Origin of the sequence: Secundilactobacillus folii, from assembly GCF_009720675.1 — a bacterium.
Lineage (GTDB): Bacteria > Bacillota > Bacilli > Lactobacillales > Lactobacillaceae > Secundilactobacillus > Secundilactobacillus folii.
On the sequence record NZ_WNJO01000011.1, the window covers coordinates 26,195 to 48,141 of the forward strand.

Annotated in this window: 17 protein-coding genes and 1 pseudogene; 5 read left to right on the forward strand and 13 right to left on the reverse strand. The window is 42.2% G+C overall.

Translation table 11 applies throughout. From position 1 onward, the window contains the following. Positions 1 to 6: 6 nt before the first annotated feature. The 3 genes from adhE to GM612_RS09260 form a co-directional block, all read right to left on the reverse strand. Positions 7 to 2,616 carry a bifunctional acetaldehyde-CoA/alcohol dehydrogenase gene (gene adhE / locus GM612_RS09250; RefSeq protein ID WP_425500346.1) on the reverse strand — a complete coding sequence of 870 codons (2,610 nt, stop codon included), beginning with the start codon at positions 2,614 to 2,616 and terminating at the stop codon, positions 7 to 9. A 349-nt stretch (positions 2,617 to 2,965) separates the two neighbouring features. After that, positions 2,966 to 3,484, reverse strand: a complete 519-nt coding sequence (locus GM612_RS09255) for a DUF1836 domain-containing protein (protein WP_155432097.1) — start codon at positions 3,482 to 3,484, stop codon at positions 2,966 to 2,968. An 83-nt stretch (positions 3,485 to 3,567) separates the two neighbouring features. Then, positions 3,568 to 5,892, reverse strand: coding sequence for a cation-translocating P-type ATPase (locus GM612_RS09260; RefSeq protein ID WP_155432098.1), 2,325 nt, complete (start codon positions 5,890 to 5,892; stop codon positions 3,568 to 3,570). 152 nt (positions 5,893 to 6,044) lie between these two features. Here GM612_RS09260 and GM612_RS09265 point away from each other — a divergent pair, with 152 nt between their 5' ends. Next, positions 6,045 to 6,890: an aldo/keto reductase gene (locus GM612_RS09265; RefSeq protein WP_155432099.1), complete on the forward strand. Its 846-nt coding sequence runs from the start codon at positions 6,045 to 6,047 to the stop codon at positions 6,888 to 6,890. Positions 6,891 to 7,121: 231 nt separating this feature from the next. Here the strand turns inward: GM612_RS09265 and GM612_RS09270 are convergent. From GM612_RS09270 to rbsR, 8 genes and pseudogenes are all read right to left on the reverse strand, one after another. Then, positions 7,122 to 7,366 (reverse strand): annotated as a pseudogene (locus tag GM612_RS09270) (transposase); the annotation flags it as partial. 157 nt (positions 7,367 to 7,523) lie between these two features. Continuing rightward, positions 7,524 to 7,952, reverse strand: a complete 429-nt coding sequence (locus tag GM612_RS09275) for an Hsp20/alpha crystallin family protein (protein ID WP_155432100.1) — start codon at positions 7,950 to 7,952, stop codon at positions 7,524 to 7,526. Between the two features lie 371 nt (positions 7,953 to 8,323). Next, the gene (locus tag GM612_RS09280) at positions 8,324 to 8,749 is read right to left on the reverse strand and encodes an Hsp20/alpha crystallin family protein (protein ID WP_155432101.1); all 426 of its coding nucleotides are present in this window, start codon (positions 8,747 to 8,749) and stop codon (positions 8,324 to 8,326) included. Between the two features lie 217 nt (positions 8,750 to 8,966). Continuing rightward, positions 8,967 to 9,902 (reverse strand): ribokinase, encoded by a 936-nt coding sequence (gene rbsK / locus GM612_RS09285; RefSeq protein ID WP_155432102.1) that lies wholly within the window; start codon positions 9,900 to 9,902, stop codon positions 8,967 to 8,969. Positions 9,903 to 9,915: 13 nt separating this feature from the next. Then, positions 9,916 to 10,932, reverse strand: coding sequence for an aldose 1-epimerase family protein (locus GM612_RS09290; RefSeq protein ID WP_155432103.1), 1,017 nt, complete (start codon positions 10,930 to 10,932; stop codon positions 9,916 to 9,918). Between the two features lie 102 nt (positions 10,933 to 11,034). Next, positions 11,035 to 11,682: a deoxyribose-phosphate aldolase gene (gene deoC / locus GM612_RS09295; protein WP_155432104.1), complete on the reverse strand. Its 648-nt coding sequence runs from the start codon at positions 11,680 to 11,682 to the stop codon at positions 11,035 to 11,037. A 352-nt stretch (positions 11,683 to 12,034) separates the two neighbouring features. Continuing rightward, positions 12,035 to 12,952, reverse strand: coding sequence for a ribokinase (gene rbsK, locus GM612_RS09300; protein ID WP_155432105.1), 918 nt, complete (start codon positions 12,950 to 12,952; stop codon positions 12,035 to 12,037). Positions 12,953 to 13,092: 140 nt separating this feature from the next. Next, complete coding sequence (gene rbsR / locus GM612_RS09305) at positions 13,093 to 14,112, reverse strand: ribose utilization transcriptional repressor RbsR (RefSeq protein ID WP_155432106.1); 1,020 nt, start codon at positions 14,110 to 14,112, stop codon at positions 13,093 to 13,095. Positions 14,113 to 14,243: 131 nt separating this feature from the next. On the opposite strand from rbsR, the gene rbsD reads away from it, so the two are divergent. From rbsD to GM612_RS09320, 3 genes are all read left to right on the forward strand, one after another. Next, positions 14,244 to 14,639: a D-ribose pyranase gene (rbsD, locus tag GM612_RS09310; RefSeq protein ID WP_155432107.1), complete on the forward strand. Its 396-nt coding sequence runs from the start codon at positions 14,244 to 14,246 to the stop codon at positions 14,637 to 14,639. Positions 14,640 to 14,734: 95 nt separating this feature from the next. Continuing rightward, a complete protein-coding gene (gene fucP, locus GM612_RS09315) occupies positions 14,735 to 16,072 on the forward strand; it encodes an L-fucose:H+ symporter permease (RefSeq protein ID WP_155432108.1) in 1,338 nt (445 codons plus the stop codon). A 256-nt stretch (positions 16,073 to 16,328) separates the two neighbouring features. Next, positions 16,329 to 17,072 (forward strand): sulfite exporter TauE/SafE family protein, encoded by a 744-nt coding sequence (locus GM612_RS09320; protein WP_155432109.1) that lies wholly within the window; start codon positions 16,329 to 16,331, stop codon positions 17,070 to 17,072. Positions 17,073 to 17,691: 619 nt separating this feature from the next. Here GM612_RS09320 and GM612_RS09325 read toward each other — a convergent pair. Further along, on the reverse strand, positions 17,692 to 18,861 hold the full coding sequence (locus tag GM612_RS09325) for an iron-containing alcohol dehydrogenase (RefSeq protein ID WP_155432110.1): 1,170 nt from the start codon (positions 18,859 to 18,861) through the stop codon (positions 17,692 to 17,694). A gap of 318 nt (positions 18,862 to 19,179) precedes the next feature. Further along, positions 19,180 to 19,557, reverse strand: coding sequence for a hypothetical protein (locus GM612_RS09330; protein ID WP_246147690.1), 378 nt, complete (start codon positions 19,555 to 19,557; stop codon positions 19,180 to 19,182). Between the two features lie 440 nt (positions 19,558 to 19,997). Between GM612_RS09330 and GM612_RS09335 the strand changes: the two genes are divergently transcribed. Further along, positions 19,998 to 21,899, forward strand: coding sequence for a flavocytochrome c (locus tag GM612_RS09335; protein ID WP_155432112.1), 1,902 nt, complete (start codon positions 19,998 to 20,000; stop codon positions 21,897 to 21,899). Positions 21,900 to 21,947: the final 48 nt, after the last annotated feature.

Below are 21,947 nucleotides of genomic sequence, written 5' to 3' on the forward strand. Positions count from 1 at the left end.
TTTAAGTTATTCTTCAACACCCTTACCGTCATATTCATCGATCATGATTTGACGAAGTTCGCCGATCAGCGGTTCCTTAGGGTTTGCAGTCGTGCATTGGTCTTCATAAGCTAACTCAGCTAATTCATCAACCTTTTCATCGAAGTGCTTCTTGTCGACACCGTTGGCCTTTAAGCTCAAGGTCACATCAACTGAGTGAGCTAATTCAATAATCTTTTGAACTAAGGCTTCTTTCAGTTCTTCATTGTTCTTGCCAGTTAAGCCAATATAGCGGGCAATTTCAGCGTAGTCTTCATCGGCACGGAAGTATTCGTACTTCGGCCAAGTCGTTAACTTACGAGGTTCCTTGAAGTTGTAACGGATAACGTGTGGCAACGTGATAGCAATGGCCAAACCATGGGGAAGACCGAATTCACCACCCAGTTTGTGGGCAATGGAGTGATTAACACCTAGGAAGGCGTTGGCGAAGGCCATCCCCGCAATAGTCGCTGCGTTATGCATCTCTTCACGGGCTTGTAAATTACCGTTATAAGAAGCAGTCAGGTTTTCAAATACTAGCTTGATAGCTTGCAGTGACCATGGACGGGTGTAGTCCGAAGCCATGTTAGATACGAAGGATTCAATGGCGTGGGTCAGCACATCCAAACCGGCGTAGGAAATGGTCCGCTTTGGCAAGCTCTCGATGAACTGTGAGTCCACGATAGCAACGTCTGGTGTTAAAGCGTAGTCAGCCAGTGGGTATTTAACGTGGGTCTTGGCATCGGTAATCACAGCAAATGGTGTGACCTCTGAACCAGTACCAGAAGTGGTTGGAATAGCGACGAATTGCGCTTTAGTCGGTTTTTCAAACTTGTAGGTTCGTTTCCGGATATCCAAGAACTTCTGTTTTGCACCGAAGAAACTTGCGTCTGGATGCTCGTAGAATAACCACATGCCCTTGGCAGCATCCATTGGTGACCCACCACCGAGCGCCACAATGGTATCCGGCTGGAAGTTGTTCATTTGAGCAGTTCCCTTTTCAACCGTGTCCGTTGTTGGGTCAGATTCAGTAACTGAGAATAGCTGGTATTCAATGCCGGCTGGTTGCCGCTTGAGTTCACCAAGCACCTTATCAACGTAGCCTAATTCGATCATCGCTGGGTCAGCAACAATGAAGACCCGCTTGATACCAGGCATTGAACCGAGGTAACGGACTGATGTTTTTTCGAAGTATACTCGAGGTAATTTAATCCATTGCATATTATTCCGCCGCTTTGCGATAGTTTTGATGTTCAATAGGTCAAACGATGAAACGTTATGTGAGACCGAATTCTTGCCCCATGAACCAGTTCCAAGGGTCAGTGAAGGAATCATTTCGTTGTACAGGTTACCAATACCACCCAGTGCGGAAGGCGTGTTGACCAAGACCCGGCTAGCTTTCATTTCGATTCCGTATTGGGTTGCTAGATCATCGTCTAAAGTGTGAATCGCTGCAGTGTGGCCGAGTCCGCCAAAATGCAGTAGGTCGTTAGCGATCCTGAAACCATCCTTGTGATCTTTTGACTTATAAACTGAGATCACTGGGCAAAGCTTTTCAGCTGATAACCAGTTGTCTGGACCGACAACGTTCAGTTCAGCAGCTAGGACCTTCGTATCTTCTGGTACGTCGATCCCTGCTAATTTAGCAATCTTAACGGCTGACATGCCGGCGATTGGGCCCTTAACACCACCGCGCTTTGGGTCGTACATTGCATCGGCTAAGGCTTTTTGATCAGCCTTCTTAATGAAGAAGACCTTTCGTGCCAGCATTTCCTTCTTAACTTCAGCGTAGATCTCTGTATCGATGATCACACTATTTTCAGTGGCGCAAACCATCCCATTATCAAAGGTCTTTGACAGCACGATATCGTTAACTGCCCGCTTGATGTTCGCTGTTTTTTCGATGTAAGCTGGGCCGTTACCAGGACCAACACCTAACGCTGGTTTTCCGGTTGAGTAAGCGGCCTTAACCATGCCAGGGCCACCAGTTGCCAGTACTGAGGCAACGCGGGGGTGATTCATCAAAGCAGTCGTTGCTTCCAAGCTTGGTTCTTCGATCCATTGAATCACACCTTCAGGAGCACCGGCAGCAATTGCTGCGTCACGAACCACCCGGGCAGCTTCTTCAGATGACTTTTGAGCTTGGGGATGGAAAGCAAAGATGATTGGGTTTCGGGTCTTAACGGCAATCAATGATTTGAATAAAGTTGTTGAAGTTGGGTTAGTAACGGGTGTCACACCAGCTAAGATTCCCAGAGGTTCAGCAACCGTGATCAGTTGACGTTCATGATCATCATTGATGATCCCAACCGTCTTATCATTTTTAATTGAGTGCCAGATTTCTTCAGTGGCAAACATGTTTTTAATCGCCTTGTCTTCCCAAACACCACGACCAGTTTCATCAAAGGCCATTTTAGCAAGTCGCATATGTTGGTCCAGTCCGGCCATTGCCATTTGGTGCACAATGTTATCGACTTTTTCTTGATCAAAATCGTCCATGGCACACAGCGCGTCATGTGCTTTTTCGACTAATGCATCGATTGTTTCCTGGACAGTGGCAGTCTTTTTAGGCTTTTCGTTGTTTTTATTTGAATTCATTTCTTTTAACATTTGATGACCTCCGATATGAAAATTCATTTGTTATCTTCTTCACATGAACTATATTATCACAGAATTTTTAAATGTAAATAGATAAGTTTAATTTCTTTTTCTTAAAAACGAAGTTGTCTGCTAGCCCTGATATATTGGTCTTCACAAGCCTTTTCATAATTAAATTAATAATGAAAGCGCTTAATATTTATCCTTGTGAAGTATTTTACTATCGAATTGGGAATTGAAACTAAATCTGCAAATAATTTTCATTATGCTGTAAAGACTGCTAAATCAGGTATCTAAGGGCAAAGAAAAATGTTTCGCAAAATTTGCGAAACATTTTTTAATTGATTGGTTATTTGATTTTTTTAATTGGCTTTTCAATCATCTTCAGCAATTGCTCTGATTGAATCCGGTTAATGATGGTGTCAGCTGCGACCTGCATCAACTTATCGTTTAATGTTTTAGCAGGTACCTCTGACTTCCCCTTACCAAGGTTGCGCAGTGAGTCGTTGAGCACGTCGATGAAATTATCAAACGCCTGCTTTGGAAAATCACCAGCCGTCACCTGATCGATGCCGTGACGAATCGTTTCCGTCGAAAACAACGGCTTTAATAGCCCGATCAAGAGTAAATCAGCTAACTGCATCGTTTGGTACTTTTTCTTGATTGGCGCAATAATCACCTGATGTTTAACGTAGTTATTGATCATCGCCGGCGTAATTGGTTCCACACCCAGTTGACCAATTGCGTCGTTCACAAACGCAACAACCTGGTCCATATAAAGATCGAACTTAGGTAGTTCATTCCAATGGGGTAATTGAATCTCACGCATTTGGGCTTCCCAGCGGTTATACTGATCGAATTCTGCCATGGTGGCCACTTCCTTTTTGTTTTAACAACTATCTCATGGTTATTATAGCATCTTTATCTAGTCTTAGTAACTAGATAATGTATTTACCGCCATTTTATTCTTGCAAATACCCGCTTACCTAAACTCTCCTGAACGAGGTAGTAAAAAGGATAAACCGTAACCAGTAATGGTAGATAGAAGAGTGCCATTTGCCAGTTAAAAATGCTCGTCAGAGAAAAAAGTTTGCCAAAAAAGACGAAAATGAGCACAAAACAGCCACCCATCAGCAACACCAGCCCGAATTTGAACCGGTTTAGCGGCCGTGCCACCATTAATAATGCCACCAGACAGACGGCGCCCGTCAGCAAGACTGACAAAGTAGATGTCTCGGCATAGCTCAACTTGAATTGAACGCCGCCGACAAGGTCAATCACTAGAATGTACGTGACCACACAGATTGCAGCAGGCGCAGCAATCACCATGACCTGCTTCATAAACTGACCCGTAATGCGCTGGTAGTTCGGTTCCAGTGCAAGGAAAAAGGAGGGGATCCCCACCGTCAGGACTGAAATTGGTGTCAACTGAATCGGCTGGAACGGGTAGCCGCTGATCATGAAAATAAAAATTAAACTCAACGCCACCGAATACATCGTCTTAATGAGGTAAAGCGACGCCACCCGCTCAATGTTGTTGATCACCCGACGTCCCTCATTCAGCACGTTTAACATGGCATCGAAGTTTGAATTGACCAGCACGAAGTCGGCAATACTCTTGGCTGCTTCACTGCCGCTGGCCATGGCGATCCCGCAGTCGGCCTGCCGAAGCGCCAAAATGTCATTGACCCCATCACCGGTCATCGCAACGGTATGCCCAGCTCGCTGCCAAGCCATCACCAACTGCTTCTTTTGGGAGGGGGTAACCCGACCGTAGACGTTATAGCGGGCTACCAGGTCATCATAGTCGATGTCTTCTCCCAAATTACTCATATCAACTAACTTATCCGCACCCTTGATGCCTGCTCTCCCTGCAATATTGGCAACGGTTGTTGGATTATCACCCGAAATCACCTTGAGGGCCACATCCTGATTTTGAAAATAAGTAAACGTCTCCAGGGCATTTTCACGAATTTCATCCTGAATCAAAATTAAGCCAAGTAGTTTGATCTCGCCTAAATCATCCGCTGACATCCGTGCCGTTTGGGCAATGCACAACACCCGAAAACCATCTGTAGCGTAGCCTTGAATCTGCTTTGACAAGTCAGCAGGAACCGGATGGAGTAGAAATTCTGGTGCTCCAATGACAAAGTTGCCATTATCGACTGTCACACCACTCCACTTTCTGGCTGATGAAAATGGCACGACTTTAGTCGCAGTCCACTCTGGATTTGGCAGGACTTTAGTTAACGCTCGCGCAGTTTCGTTGTCGTCACCAATCGCATTGATGGTGCCACCCACTACTGTATTTAACGTTTCCAATTGCTGGCCGGCCAGGGGGATGAGCCTGTTAAGTTGCAAATTACCACTGGTGATGGTCCCCGTTTTATCCAAGCCGAGTACGTCCACTCGTGCCAAGCCTTCGATGGCTGGCAATTCACGTACTAAGACCCGTCGCCGTGCCAAATTCATGGCGGATACGGCCAACGAAACCGACGTTAACAACACTAGTCCTTCTGGAATCATGCCGATCATGGCGGCCGTCGTGCCTAAAATCGCTTGACTGATACTATTATCGTTGTACAGGCGGGAGATAAAGAGCGCTGCGCCCAGCGGTACAATGACGATCGTCAAAATTTTAATGATCCGGTTGATCGTCGTCAATAATTGACTATTGGCGCCCTCGCCGGACTGAACTTCATCCGACAATGAGTTAACAAAGCTTTTAGCACCAACGTGGGTCGCTTGAATCATAGCCTGTCCACTAACAAGAAAACTGCCAGAAACTAAGTTGTCACCAACAGTCTTCGAAATTGGTGTCGCTTCACCAGTAATTTGAGATTCATCCACCTCGATTCCCGCGGTCTCAAGGACACGGGCATCAACGGGTAACTGATCACCACGACTGACAATCATGATATCGTCTTGAACGATTTGATCTTGGTGAACCGTCTGCTGGCCAGTCGACCGGATCACCTTATAAGTTGATTCCGAAAGCAGACTCATCTTATCAATTTGGCGTTTTGAGCGAATCTCTTGAAAGATGCCAATCGCAGTGTTAAAAATTGCAACGCCCAAAAACAGTTCATTTTTATAGCTACCAGTCAGCAGTACCAGTGCACCTAAAATAACGTTGATTAGGTTAAACCAAGTTAACAGGTTGTCGCGGAAAATTTGCTGCACGGAACGGGTCAGAGAAGGGGCTGGATCGTTACGTTGCCCAGCATCAATTCGCTGCTGCACTTCTTTTTCCGTTAGTCCACGCTGAGCTGCCATACCGCAAGCCACCTTCCAAAATTAATTACCTATATTGTACAAAAATTCCATTCACTCTGGGGCGACTTCTTGGCTTCTTTAAAGAAAAGTCAAAATATGTGGAAGCGCTTTTGTTATAATGGATAGGAATACGATGCGAAAGAGGAATAAATATGGTTGAAAATACAGTTAAGCTGGCTGATGGTAACGAACTGCCATTGGTTGGCTTCGGAACTTACTTGATTGGCACACAGGAATTAATGGATAGTACAATTAAAACCGCTTTTGATGCTGGTTACCGCCTAATTGATACGGCTCAGTTGTACCGGAATGAAGACTTACTGGGGCAGTCACTGATCAACTTGCAAATCCCTAGAGACCAGGTCTTCATCACGTCAAAAGTCGCTGAAATTAGTCAGGGTTATGACCAGACTATTGAGAGCATAGATGATTCGTTAAAACGGCTTCAAACCAACTATCTCGATTTATTGTTAGTGCACTGGCCAGTCCATAAGTATTTTTTTGAAACGTGGCGGGCACTTGAACAATTAAAGGCTGATGGTAAGGTAAAGTCGATCGGCGTTTCGAACTTTAGCATGGCGCACTTAGAACTTCTGCAGACTCAGGCTAAGGAAATGCCGGTCGTCAACCAGGTTGAACTGCATCCGTTCTTGAACCAACGGCCATTAGTCAAGTTCGATAAAGAAAATAAGATCGTGACGCAGGCTTGGAGTCCACTGGGACGAGGAGTCGTCTTAGATAATGAGATGCTGGCAAAGATGGCCAGTCACCACCACGTTTCCGTTGCTCAGTTGATCTTGAAATGGGATCTGCAAAACGGTGTTGCTGTAATTCCAAAGTCTAAAACACCAGAACGGATTCAAGAAAACTATCAACTTGATTTTGAGCTGTCTGAAGACGAATGCGGGATGATCGACTTGCTAAACCGCAATCAACGCACTGGAGAAGATCCTGAACTGGTCTACGAACTCGGAAAGCAGTATAAAGTTCATCATTAAGAAATAAGGGTGTGACACACCTGGTCAGGTCTCAGAATTTTTAACAGCCAGGGCGTTAAGAAATCAGTTTCATGCTGACCATTCATGACTTTTGTGCCAACCCTATTTATACTAATCAGAGGCTGTGACTTAAGTCTTAAATCATAGTCTTAAAAGGGCTTATCGAAGAGATCCAAATTTGATTTCTCGGTAAGTCTTTTTTGCTGGTCAAAATTGACGGTTTTATCCCTCAATTTTGACCATCTTTGCCATGTTCAGAGCCATGATGACGATACCAGTCTCCTTGGTTACCTTGTCAAACCGCTTACCATAAAACGTTTGAACCCTAAAGAAGCCTTCATTCTACCGAAGACTGGTTCCACATCTGTTTTCCGTCGGGCATATATTTGGGCAGTCTTTTTAGCGGTTAATCGTTCATGTTGCTGAGCTTTAAAGTATTCCCAGCTGGGATTAACACTGATATGTCGGGAGCGTCCGATACTCTTTTTTCTGTCACTATATCAAAAAAGCAGGTAGTTAAAAATCCGAGGATTTTTACTACCTGCTTTTAAATTAAGAGACTTATGTCACAGCCTCAATGGCTACGGGTTTAATTCAAACCCGTCATTGGATGCAATCAAATGTTCAATTTTATTAGTCGATACTAATGTGGTGGCTATCCTTCTTGTCTTCAGTCAGCTTTGGTAATGTCAACTTCAAGATACCGCCATCATAGGTTGCTTTAACATTGTCCTGATCAACGCCAGGCAGATAGAAGCTGCGGGTGATATTGCTGGAGCTACGTTCCTGACGGAGCACACGGCCCTTTTCATCCTTATCTTCACGGTCAATGTTGTGGACAGCGTTGATTCTTAACGTGTTATCGCGATAATCTAGGTGAATGCCGTCCTTCTTAAAGCCGGGTAATTCAGCTGAAACTTCGTAGCTCTTGTCAGTTTCCTTAATGTCAGTCTTCATTGTGTCATTGTTGTTGAAGAAACGACGACCGAAATTACCGAAATCATTGAAGAAGTTCATTGGATCCATTTCATCATAATCTCTGTTTGCTAAAAAGTTTGCCATAGTGTAAAACCCCTTTCAGAATTTTAAGCTAAAGTTGATGAACAAGTGGCTCTTATCACCTCATCAACCTTACAGTTACTATATTAGTCAGTATTGATCAGGATTGCAACTAATTAGCACTCTAATATAAAGAGTGCTAATTACAAATCTTTAGAAACTTTGTCGATTGACTGCATCACCATAATTTTGCCTTTCGGCGCTTACAGTATACAAAGTATCGGCCATCTTGAGCAACTAATATGCGTCAAACTTGGGGAGTGAGAGATTCTTCTCTTTTCCGTCCTTAAATACTCCCGAGAAGGCCATTAAATACCAAAAACGAATCAATCGTGCTTGATTCGTTTTTGGGTGTCTCACAAGATTCTACCAGATTATTCAATACTGATGTGATGACTGTCTGCCTTATCTGCAATAGCTTTCGGCAGTGTCAGTTTCAAAATACCGCCGTCGTAGGTCGCCTTAACGTTGTCCTTATCAACACCTGGCAAGTAGAAGCTGCGGGTGATATTACTTGAGCTGCGTTCTTGACGAAGAACGTGGCCCTTTTCATCCTTATCTTCACGGTCTAGATTGTGGACGGCGTTGATTCGTAGCGTATCATCGCGATAATCAAGGTGAATGCCATCCTTCTTAAAACCGGGCAGTTCAGCCGAAACTTCATAATCCTTATCAGTTTCCTTAATATCAGTCTTCATCGTATCAGTATTGAAGAACTGACGACCAAAGTTGCCAAAATCATTGAAGAAGTTCATTGGATTCAATTCATTGTAATCTCTGTTTGCTAAAAAGTTTGCCATAGTGTAAAACCCCTTTCAGAATTTCAAACTAAGGTTGGTGGACGAGTGATTCGTATTCCCTCATCAACCTTGCAAATATTATATTAGTCAGTATTGGTCAAAGATGCAAATAATTAGCACTTGAATTTTAGAGTGCTAATTATTTCTATCCAACATTGTTGAATTTTATACTGTTGAAAAAGGCACCAAACCAATGGTGTCTTCATCATCTAACGCTCTATTCAATCGAAAATAGTTTCTTCTTAAGGCTTTTAAATTCTTCTGCACTTGGATATGACTTTTGAGTACCTTTTTGAGTAACAGTCACTCCAGCATATTCATTAGCATGACGAATAGCTTCATCTATGGCATCTCCTGCAGCTATATAATGCGCAAAAGAACCAATGAATGAATCTCCAGCACCAGTTGTATCAGTAGCCCTGACATGCATTGCTCCAATTAATTCACTGTGGCTTTCATTAACCCAAAGGACGCCCTTAGAACCCAAGGTAACTATCATGTTTTTAACACCTAAATCGACCATCTTTTGTGCTGCTAATTTTATCTGATCCATATTTTCTACGGGCAACTTAGTCAGCGATGAAAGCTCAGTTTCATTTGGTGCAAAGTAATCTACTCTTCGCGCATAATCTATATCTAAATTTTCATTTGCGGGTGCAGGATTCAGCAAAACTGGAACGTCATGCTTATTTGCCAATTCAATAGCCCGATAGTTAGTTTCAAGCGGTATTTCTTGCTGCAGAACAATTATCTTTGCTTCTTTGAGAGTGTTTTCGTACTTGTCTAGAACACTTGGGGTCAGTTCGTTATTGGCTCCCTTAACAATAATAATCCGGTTATCAGAAGAAGGGTCAACAAAAATTGGAGCTACTCCGCTGTTAGAGTTTCCAACCCCGATAGCCGAAGTATCAATTCCAACGCTCTTATAATTCTGCATCTGCATCTTTCCAAAGTCATCATTGCCTAGCATTGTAACAAACGATACTTTTGAACCTAATTTAGCTGCTGCAACAGCCTGATTGGCTCCTTTTCCGCCACATCCCATTTCAAAATTAGGTGCGGCCACGGTTTCTCCTTCAACTGGCATTCTATCAATATAAGTAATTAGATCAACCATATTAGAACCAATCACTAAGACATCTGATTTGGCCATCTATAAAGCCTCCTTATTTTTCCAACCCTGTTGTCACTTCAAAATTTCGACTTTCTTTGGCATCGAGCATAATTAATGTACCAGCCTTTTTGGCGGCGGTGAATCCTTCTGGCGTACTTGTTCCAGGTATTGCGAAAGCATTGACCTGTTGATCAGCATTATATAAGATCCACCGAGTGGCTATTGGAAATTGTTGAGTCGAAAACTTCGTTAAAAAGTTTTTCCCATTCCCAATATCAACACGAAATTCTGCCTCAGGAACAATTGATTTAAGATCCTTTGAGAAAAAGACGATCTCAGGGTCATAATGCTTAGGATCATCCAATTTATTTATCAACTTTCCAGATGTTTTAAGCGCTTCATTGAACTTTTTCCATTCGGGAGTTGGATGAACATGATCCGGGATAGTTTGTCGTAATTGAAAGTTCTCATCGGCAATATTTGAACTCATTTGAGCATTATCAACATAAGCGTAATTCATATGGCATAGATACTGTAATGGCATAGGTTGATAGTTTGAAAGATTAGTCACCTTTAACCGAATATCAAACAATCCACTTTCCTTGGTCATTCTGACAGAAGGTTCTGCCAAATAGTGGTACCCGAACCCTTTTACGTATTCGTAATCACTATGCACCGACAGTGTGCCCTCGCCAAGAACTAAATATGAATGGTCCATTTCACTTGTTGGAAACTCACCATGTAGTTGGTAATCATCTTCTGGACCTGGGGTACCATTTGCTAACAATCCCGACGTAAATTGAAAGCATCCATACGTATCAGCAATCCCTGAGCCAGGTAGTGGTTGTTTAAACATATCTTTCATTTTAAGAGAAATATTGTCGAAAATAGCATCCCAAATAATTAACCCATGGAACGGTAATAAGGTTAAATATCCGCGTGAATTTTCGACTTTCAATGCTTCAATGCCTGACGGAAAAATAAATGTTGTGACGGTAAAGTTATCATCTTTGTACAATTCAAAGTTCGAATTATTAAACATCTCGTGAGTCAAATTTATTTTTTTCAACTTCAAGACTCCTTAATTAATTTGTTAAGCCCAGTCAAGTAAACGCTTTCATTACTTTTTATATACAAAGCTGCCAATTGGCAGCTTAAAAACTTAAATCGATTACTTGCCAATAATCTTCATACTTGCACTCGTTCCTAATCGAGTGGCACCAGCATCAATCATTGCCTGCGCTTCTTCAGCTGAGTGGATTCCACCAGCTGCTTTGACTTGAGTATGATCATCCACGGCCTGTTTCATGATTTTTACATCCTCCACTTTAGCACCGCTTATTGAAAATCCTGTTGACGTTTTGACAAAATCAGCATTGGCATCCGACACTAATTTAGAAGCCTTTGCAGTTTCATCAGATGTCAATAAAGCATTTTCAATGATAACTTTAACAATTCTGTTATTATCATGTCCTACTTCAACAACTGCCTTAATGTCATTCTCCACTGCTTCATAATTTTGGCTCTTAAACTCGCCAATATTCATAACCATATCAATTTCGTCTGCACCATTTTTAATGGCTTCTTTTGCTTCCGCAACTTTAATTGATGTCGTATTTGCACCCAGAGGGAATCCAATTACCGTTGCTGTTTTAACACCGGTACCACTTAACTTTTCGTGCACATATGAAACCCAATAAGGATTAATCATCACTGATACAAACTTATTCTCAATGGCTTCTTTAACGACGCGATCAACATCAGTTCTCGTAGCATCTGGTGCTAACAAAGTGTGATCAATATATTTATTTAAATCCATTAATCTCCATCTACCCTTCCGTTATGTCTATCTTGTTTTCAAATGCGACCACATTCTAATAAATTAGCTTTTCACACTAAGTTAGAGAAACTAATTTAGCAATGGATAATATTATCTTGTGATGGTACGACAAAATAAATCGACCATGTATAAAATGCATAAATTCCATTATTCTAATGATTTTTAGTTAAGTTGTATTTTGAAATTTTATTGACGATTTTTAAGCGTCTTCCTTTAATCTCCCATAAGACTGTTTGATTTCGAAAACAAAACTTATGTTACCAGTGCTCATATTTCTTCAATAAAAAATATACCACACAGCAAAAGCATCTTTCTTGCTGGGCCTTTATATTTATTTTGACACTGCTAGAATTTCCGGAAGCTTTGGAATTGACGGCATTGCACCCATCTTTTGAACCGTTAGGGAACTGGCATGTTGTGCAAAATTAATTGCGTCTTTCATATTGCTAAAGTCAGGCTTTAATTGAGAACTAAGAGCTCCAATAAAAGTGTCTCCAGCTGCCGTCGTATCAACAGGTTTAACTTTAAAAGCTGGTAGGAACTCATGGCCATTTTCATTAGCGTAAAAGGCACCCTTGTCTCCAACTGTAATGATCAAATTAGCAACTCCTAATTTTTTAAAAGCTTGATAATTTGCCATCATCGAAGATTCATCGGTCACTTCTATTCCAGTCAAAGTAGCACTTTCAGTTTCATTAGGGACAATTACATCCGTAACTCTTAATAATTCAGGTAAAATCTTTGCTGCAGGTGCGGGATTCAAAATTGTTGTAACACCATTGGCTTTAGCGATTTTAAACATTTCTAAAGCAGCTTCTTGCGGAGTCTCAAATTGTGCAACAACAAAGTCCGAACCTTTAATCTTATCCGATGCAGCGTCCACATCAGTTTTGGTTAGCCGCTGATTGGCGCCACCGTAAACGATAATACTATTTTGACCCTTCTGATCTAGCAGGATCGTCGCAGCACCTGTACCAGCTTGGTTGTCCTCAGAAATATTTGTAGTGTCAACGTGATCTTCCTTCAGACAATCAATCATAAAATGACCAGCGTCATCTTTACCGATTTTACCAATAAAATTAACGTCAGCGCCGGCGCGAACTGCTGCAATTGCTTGGTTTGCACCTTTGCCACCAGCTGCACTACTCCGGCTCAGACTGGCAATTGTTTCCCCTGGTTGTGGTATTCTCTCAATTTTTGAAGTTGTATCAACATTTAAGCTTCCCAATACTGTCACTGTTCTAGTCATAATTATTATGCTCCTCAAAAAAGTTTGGTCGTTGGTTTATGTTTTTATAGATAAAAGGTTTTACTAAACCATAAATAACGTTTGTTATTTATTTAACAACAAATACACTATCACTATTAGAAACCGTTTTCAATGAGAATTTAATTTTTAATTTTCGGTGTGGATACACTTGATCGCTTAATTAACCGAACCGGTAGCTCAACCACCTGCTGAGAAATAGTTGGATCATTAATACGATTTATTAGCAATTGCGTAGCCAGTTCCCCCATCCTTGCTATTGGTTGCTGAATAGTAGATAGTTCTGGTTCTACAAACGTGTCAAGATCAATTCCGTCATAACCCATAACAGAGATATCCGCAGGAATTTTTAAGCCCAATTTTTTTAGACCTCTGTAAAGGCCAATTGCAAGTTCATCATTAACCGCAAACACTGCCGTTGCATCACTCTGAACAACTGTTATAGCAGCGTCAAAACCGCCTCTTTTTGTTAAAGGTGAATATACTGTATTAATCATCGAAGACGGATCAAGTCCCTGTGTAACCAGCTCCTCTTTAAACCCAGTTATTCGTAATTTTATATTATCTGTTGCATCGTTGGGTACAACAACTGAAAATTTTTTATGACCCATTGACAGCAAGTATTGGGCAACTAAATGACCACCAACGCGATCATTGGTTCGAACTTGATCACCATCAGATAAGGGATTTTGATCCATCAGCAAATAAGGTATCTGGTTTTTCTTCAATATTTTATCAATTGTATTTTTAGTAATTGAAGAACTCGCGATAATCAAACCGTTAGTGCCACGTCCTATTAATTGTTCAACGTAGTACTCTTCCAAGCTAGAATCATTAGCACCACTAAAGTTAAAGGGCAGATATTCAAATTCACGTGAAACTCGTTGAATACCGTTAATGAAGCTGCTAAAAAAAGGATTCCCGATATTTGGAACCACCACCCCAATTGATTTGGCTTCGTTCAAAATTAAATTTCGGGCGTTAAAATTTGGAACATAGTTCAGTTGATCCTGTAATTGATGAACGCGTTCTATAGTTTCAGAGCTAAAACGATTACTCTTTCCATTTAAAATTTGGGAAACTGTGGTAACTGATACACCGGCAGCTGTGGCCAGTTCTTTAATAGTAACTTTATGTGCCATTTTTCACTAACTCCTTAAAAAATTCTTGCAAGCGATTTCAAGTTGTGCTAGGGTTATATCAAGTTGTTGGTTAATGTTTTTAGTAAATGGTTTTAGCTTAATTATATTGCAAGGAGGTACTAAAATCTATTATGAAAAAAACAACTGTTATTAACACAGAGCTATCTACTGTGATCGCTGGGATGGGTCATATGGACTGGTTAAGTATTGGGGATGCAGGTATGCCAGTTCCATTGGGAACTCAAAAGATTGATTTGGCACTCACCAAGGAAATTCCAAGTTTCATTGATGTACTGAAGAATGTCTTAAGTGAGCTAGAAGTTCAAAAGATTTATCTCGCTGACGAGATTAAGACTCAAAACCCAGATCAGTTGAAGGCAATTAAGGATCTGTTACCTGATGTAGAGGTTGAATTTATGCCACATTCAGATTTGAAAAAGAATCTCGCGAAGACTCACGCTTTCATTAGAACCGGTGAAATGACTCCCTTCTCTAATATTATCCTTGAATCTGGGGTAACCTTTTAATTCACCATTTTTTTATTTATAGTAAAAGGTTTCACTAAAACCTTTTAAAACTTTGTCAGATTCTAAACACACTTACATTAAAGGAGCGAAAAATTATGGATGCTAGCCAATCAAAACATGGCTGGACTCAACTATCAGATGGGTATTTAAGTAAAACACCAATTTTTCAATTTATTGTTGTTTCTCTTATTTTCCCCCTTTGGGGTTGTGCCGCAAGTTTGAATGATATTTTAATCACTCAATTCAAAACAGTTTTTTCACTGAACGATGCTTCAACAGCATTTGTTCAAAGTGCTTTCTACGGTGGTTATTTCTTAATCGCCATACCGGCTTCACTTGTTATCAAGAAGAACACGTATAAATTTGCTATTATGACCGGTTTAATTTTTTACATTATTGGTTGTGCACTGTTCTTCCCTGCATCACGTGTGGCCACTTACAGTATGTTCTTGGTCGCAATCTTCGCAATTGCTGTTGGTTTAAGCTTCTTGGAAACATCCTGTGATACTTACAGTTCAATGCTTGGTCCGAAAAAATATTCGACTATTCGCTTGAATATTTCTCAAACCTTAGTACCATTAGGCGATATTGCCGGTATTTTACTTGGTAAATACCTGATTTTTGGGAAAGTTGGCAACTTAGCAGATAAAATGGCTGGCATGCATGGTGCTGAACGTGTTGCTTATGGTGAAAGAATGCTTCAAATGACCTTGCGCCCTTACAAGTACATTTTGATTGTCCTGGTCGTTATGTTGATAATCTTAGCTGTAACACCTATGCCACGTTCTAAAGCTACTAATAAGGAAGCCGAAAAAGCGGTTGAAGAACAGCCTAAATTGGGTGAATCGATCCACTACCTTTTAACTAATGGTCGTTTCATGAAAGGTGTTGGCGCACAATTTGTTTACGCTGGTATGCAAACCACTGTTTGGTCATTCACCATTCGTTTAGCCCTCAACCTGATGAACATTTCGGACAGTGCCGCATCGTCCTTTATGGTTTGGAGTTACATTGCTTGGTTCGTGGGGAAGTTAGTTGCAAATTCATTTATGGGTCGATTCTCAAGTACTGGTGTATTGACTTGGTTCTCCGCCTGTGGAATTATAACACTGGTTATTACTTTCACAGTACCCAACGCAACTGCTGTGTATGCGGCAATTGCAACTAGTTTCTTCTTTGGTCCTGAATGGCCAACTATTTACTCACACACTTTGGATACCATTACAGAAAAGAAATATACAGAAACTGGTGGCGCTCTGATTGTTATGTCATTAATTGGTGGCGCAATCATCCCACTTATTCAAGGTCTCGTATCAGATGCTACTGGCTCAATGCAATTTTCATTCATCGTTCCAGCAATCTGTTTCGCAGTCATTACTGCATACTTCTGGTCAGAACATCATATCGATGCTAAAGCTGGAGCATTAAAGTAATATTTTAGATAATTATAATTTTAAAAAGTGACTTGTTGACGCGTACCCTAGAATTGTTTTCAATCCAGGCGAGCTCGTAACAAGCCACTTTTTTTAGTCATTTAAATGAGTACTTTAAGGCTGTCAAATCAGTTGGTAATATAATTTCAGGCACCAATTCTCTCGCACTAATTTTTGTGCTACACTATATGCATTAAATATTGGTATGTGCAGGCGTTACCAAAAACAACAGTGCCGTTGATGGAAAGGGGAAACTATGTCGACTGTACTGCTTTTAATTATCATGAGTTTAATCGCTGGCATTCTCATGGGAATCGTTGGCATGGCGTCGTTAACACTGTATCCAGTGCTTTTGGCGGTCGGAATCCCGCCAATTACCGCCAACGCTACGATTACTGTCGCCCAAGTCGGGGCCGGAGTGGGAACGGTACTTTCTTCATTGAAAGAGCTTCGTCACCATTGGGGGAAGGCCTGTGAGATTGCGGCTTTTTCCACAATTGGTAGTATTTTGGGAGCCATCCTCCTTACCCATAGTTCTTCAAAGGCATTTCAAAATATTGTGCCTGTCTTTATCTTCATCGCCGGAATTATGATCTTATCACCTAAGCGTTCGACAACTGATAAAGGGACACATTCATACTTGCAAATCATCAGTTGGATCAGCCTAATGCTGGTGGGTGTTTATATCGGTTATTTTGGCGCTGCGGCCGGTTTATTGCTGATTGCAGTCCTATCTAAATTAGTCGATGAAGATTACGCCGTGATCAATGCCATGCGTAACTTTTCCTCATTTATAAACAACATCATCTCTAGCGTGATTTTCATCATTCGTATTCCGATTGCCTGGAAAGTCATCATCCCTTTGCTTCTTGGACTATTTGTTGGTGGCTATATCGGTCCTGCTATTGTTCGCATCATACCGGCGAAATACATCCGAAAAGCGGTGGGAATCTTCGCCATTGTGTTAGCGATCGTTTTAGGGTGGAAGAGCTACTTTTAATTTAACCGACTTTGATGGGGTTAACTCTATGTTGAATTTGGGATTTCTGGTGGTGTAGTTGGAAATCCTTTTTTATTATTCACTGTTTCCTAGCCGAAACGCGCAAAAAGGGCACCCACGGCCGTATAATCGAATAAGGCGCATGACCCAAGTGTAGGGTCACACGCCTTGTCCTGTTATCTAGCCGAAACGCGCTCCAGTTCGGCATGTCCCGGCCGTATAAGTCAAAATAAAGTGAGGATTCAGCCAAAAACCAGCCGAATCCTCACTTTATATATGTTTCACTGTTACACAGCCGAAACGCGCAAAAAAGGGCAGCCCCCGGCCGTATAATCCAATAAGGCGCATGACCCAAGTGCAGGGTCACACGCCTTGTCCTGTTATCTAACCGAAACGCGCTCCAGTTCGGCATGCCCCGGCCGTATAAGTCAAAATAAAGTGAGGATTCAGCCAAAAACCAGCCGAATCCTCACTTTATATATGTTTCACTGTTACACAGCCGAAACGCGCAAAAAAGGGCAGCCCCCGGCCGTATAATCCAATAAGGCGCATGACCCAAGTGCAGGGTCACACGCCTTATTGGATTATACTCTGGGGGCTAAACGCCCTTTTTTACGCTCTACTTCATATCATACGCCTTCTGGAACAACTTCACGATATCCTCTTTAGTTCCCTTACGAGGGTTCGAGAACGCGTTGCCATCCTTCAAAGCATTTTCAGCCATTAATTCAAAGTCTTCTGGCTTTGCACCAATTGCCTTAATTGAACGTGGAATATTGACATCGTCACACATCTGACGCATTGCCTTAATCGACAATTCAGCTGCATCACGCGTTGACAAACCATCCGTGTTTTCACCCATGATCTTTGCCAATTCTGCAAAGCGTTCTGGGCATGCCTGAATATTATATTCCTCAACGATCGGTAATAGCATTGCGCAGCACACGCCATGAGGGGCATCATATTGACCACCCAATTGGTGAGCCATCGCGTGAACGTAACCTAAGTCAGCATTGTTAAATGCCATACCACCAAGCATTTCAGCTTCAACCATCTTAGTCCGTGCTTCAACGTTATGGCCGTTAGCAACCGCTTCACGTAAGCTTTCCTCAACTAATTTAATGGCTTCAACACATTGGCCGTCAGTGATTTCGTTACGGTTAGTCGAAACATATGGTTCGATTGATTGAACGAAAGTATCCATCCCAGTTGCAGCGGTTAAGCCCTTTGGGACATCCAGTTCCAGCATTGGGTCGTTAAACGAAACTAGTGGAACGTTACGCCATGAAACAACAACGAACTTCAGCTTAGTTTCTTCGTTAGTGATCACACAGTGACGGGTTAATTCTGAAGCAGTCCCGGCAGTTGTGTTAACAGCCATCAGTGGTGGTAGTGGGTTGTCAAGCGTTTCGATACCAGCTAACTTGGTGATATCGTCGCCGTTAGTCAAAATAATACCAGTACCTTTACCACAGTCATGAGAAGAACCACCACCAACAGTGATGATACTGTCACAATCGTTATCCAGATACATCTTCTTAGAAGCTTTAATGTTACGGATCTTAGGGTTCGGTTCAACGCCGTCAAAGACCACGTAGTCAACACCGGCAGCCTTTAATGAATCCAACGTTTGTGAAACTGGACCATTGTCCATGCCTTCCAAAACCTTATCAGTAACAACCAATGGCTTTTTCATGTTCAACATCTTGGCACGGTCACCAATCTTCTTGATGACGCCGGCACCAAAGAAGTTAACACTTGGCATTAAGAAATCAAAGTTTTCTTTCATGGTATACACTCCTAAATATAGATTGTATGTTATCGAATTCACTAAAATGTTAACACCAATATTAAACATTGTAAACGTTTAATCTGAGATTCTTGTGATTTTGATTTTAACCGACTCTTATAAAATGCATGATATCAGCATCCAACGGGGTTTATAATACGGAATTTAGCGAGGTGTCTACGGTTATTTTTAAATGATTCATGGCATCAATTAATCTGCATTTTCACAAGTAGAGACCTTTACAAGTCAATGATCTAGTTAACTATTTAAGTGCTAATGAAAGTAAAAACCTCACCATTTTCATAGTGAGGTTCTGGACTAATTTGTAATGTTGTGTTCGATTTCGTCCAAACTGCCGTTGATGATTTTTTCGTTCAATACTTCGCCTAACTTGTGAAGGGCGTCATCGCGGGTCTTGATTTGGTCCATATCGAAAATAATTGCGGAAATATCGCCGCCATCATAATCAAAGTTTTCGTGGTAAATGTAACGATCAGCATTCTTATCGATGCAATACTGATTGACTTTTTCACCTAAACCGTCAGCCCAGTCCAAATCCTTCATTTCTGGAATGTCTTTGCGGGTAACGTAGCCTTGCTTGGCAATCAGGTCGGCAGCCTTTTGAATCACTTCATCAGTATATTCAAAAGCTGGCTTGGTTGAGGTTGCGCCTTTATCTGCACTTTTGTCTGCCATAACTAAGATCTCCTTTAATTTATGTTGCATTATTATTTTAGCACTATTTCAGTAATTAAGCGCAATTATGCTGTGAGGTTGGTGGTCTGTTCAAGATTTAAGAACACGCTTATGGCCGTTCGTCTCTGTTGACGACACTTTCTAGTTGGTGGCCATCACGATTATGTGGACTAAGGACGCAAAATAGTCAAAATAATTCCTGATCTGCACGTCACCCAGCAAGTGTTTAAAACCCTTCAAACTTAGCGCTGACGGTATTTACATGCTGGTCAGCCACTTGACCATTTAATACCACCATGTCAGGAGCATCAAAATCAGCTGAACAGTCTAATGAAAGTCGAGAACAAACAGTCCCACCGCTAAAAATTCATGATAGAATTAAGTATGTATCCGCTAACATTAAATAACTAAACTGAATTTTAAACGAAGGAAGTTTTTACATGGCAAATGAGAAACAAACATTCAAACCCGGCAAATATTCGGTTAAGGCACAGGGACACAACGGCACTTTCCCCGTTGACGTGACCTTTTCTCAAGATCGGATTGAATCGGTTAACGTGCCTGAACGCAGCGAGACGGCTGGTATCAGCGACGTGGTCTACGACCGTATTCCGCAAGCGATCGTTGACGGTCAGACGTTGAACGTTGACGCCGTTACTGGTGCATCTGAAACGAGTCGTGGCATTCTTGCGGGTGTCGCTGAAGCCGTTAAGCAAGCCGGTGGTGATGAGACTGAATGGCAACAACGTGACAAATACGTGCCAAAGGTACAACCCAACAGCGATCTGCAAACTGACGTGGTCATCGTCGGCGGTGGCGGTGCTGGCCTATCAGCAGCTGCAACGGTTTTGGATCAGGGGCGCAAAGTCGTTGTCTTAGAAAAGGCACCGGCTTTGGGTGGCAATACCATTCGAACTGGTGGCCCAATGAACGCTGCTGATCCAGAATGGCAAAACACGTTTAATGCGCTACCTGGTGAACATCAAACGCTTCAAAACTTACTGGATATGAGCGTGGACGACATCGATCCTGAATACCAAGATGATTTCAAGACACTCCAGTCCCAAATCAAGGATTACTTCGAAGATATTAAGACTAAGAAGCCTTACCTTTTCGATTCCATCGAACTTCATCGTATTCAAACTTATTTAGGCGGTACCCGAACCGATTTAAAGGGCAATCGAATTTACGGCAAATACAGTCTAGTTAAGACCCTGACTGATAACGTCCTTAAATCTCAAAAGTGGTTAGCTAAAATTGGCGTCAAATTTGATACCTCAGAAGTGGCCATGCCTGTCGGTGCACTGTGGCGTCGGGGCCATAAACCGGTTGAAGATGCTGGTGGCGCTTATATTTCAGCACTCAGCAAGTACGTCAAACATAACGGTGGGGTAATTGTGACCGATAGCCCTGTCACCCGGTTACTTTACGCCAAGGGTCATTTGAGCGGTGTCCTGGTTGAAAAGCCGGGCGACCACTCCTTTACGGTTCAAGCAAAAGCGGTCATCCTGGCTTCCGGTGGATTTGGAGCCAATACAAAGCTAGTTCAAAAATACAATACCTACTGGGATCATATCGACGATGATATTGCGACTACTAACGCCCCAACAATTACTGGCGATGGCATTGGCCTGGCGGAACAAGCTCACGCTGATCTCACTGGGATGGGCTTCATTCAAATGATGCCCGTTTCCGATCCGAAAACTGGCGAGCTATTCTCAGGTATCCAGTGTCCACCTGCTAACTTCCTAATGGTTAACCAGCAAGGTAAGCGGTTCGTTAACGAATACGCCGAACGTGACGTCCTCGCCAAAGCTGCATTTGACAACGGTGGCCTCTTCTACCTGATTGCTGATGAGGAGATCAAAAAGACCGCATATAATACCAGTGAAGAAAAACTTGAACAGCAAGTCAAGGACGGCCGTTTGTTCAAAGCGGATACACTAGCCGACCTTGCCAAGCAGATCAATGTTGATCCTGATACGCTGGAACAAACCGTTGCCACCTACAACTCTTACGTCGATAAGGGCGAGGATCCTGATTTCGGTAAGAACGTCTTCGACTTGAAGGTGGAAAAGGCGCCGTTTTATGCCACGCCGCGAAAACCTGCCATCCACCACACAATGGGTGGCCTGACCATCGATAATGGGGCCCACGTACTGGACCAAGATGGCAAGGTTATCGCCGGGCTGTACGCTGCTGGTGAAGTTGCTGGCGGGATTCACGCTGGTAATCGGCTGGGTGGCAATTCACTAGCCGACATCTTCACTTTCGGACCCATCGCGGCTAAATCAGCCACTGCTGAAATCGTTGATACTGTAACTTCCGCATCCATTCATTAAGTTATTAATAGTTATCAATAATTTATCGGTGTACCTAAGTTTATTGAC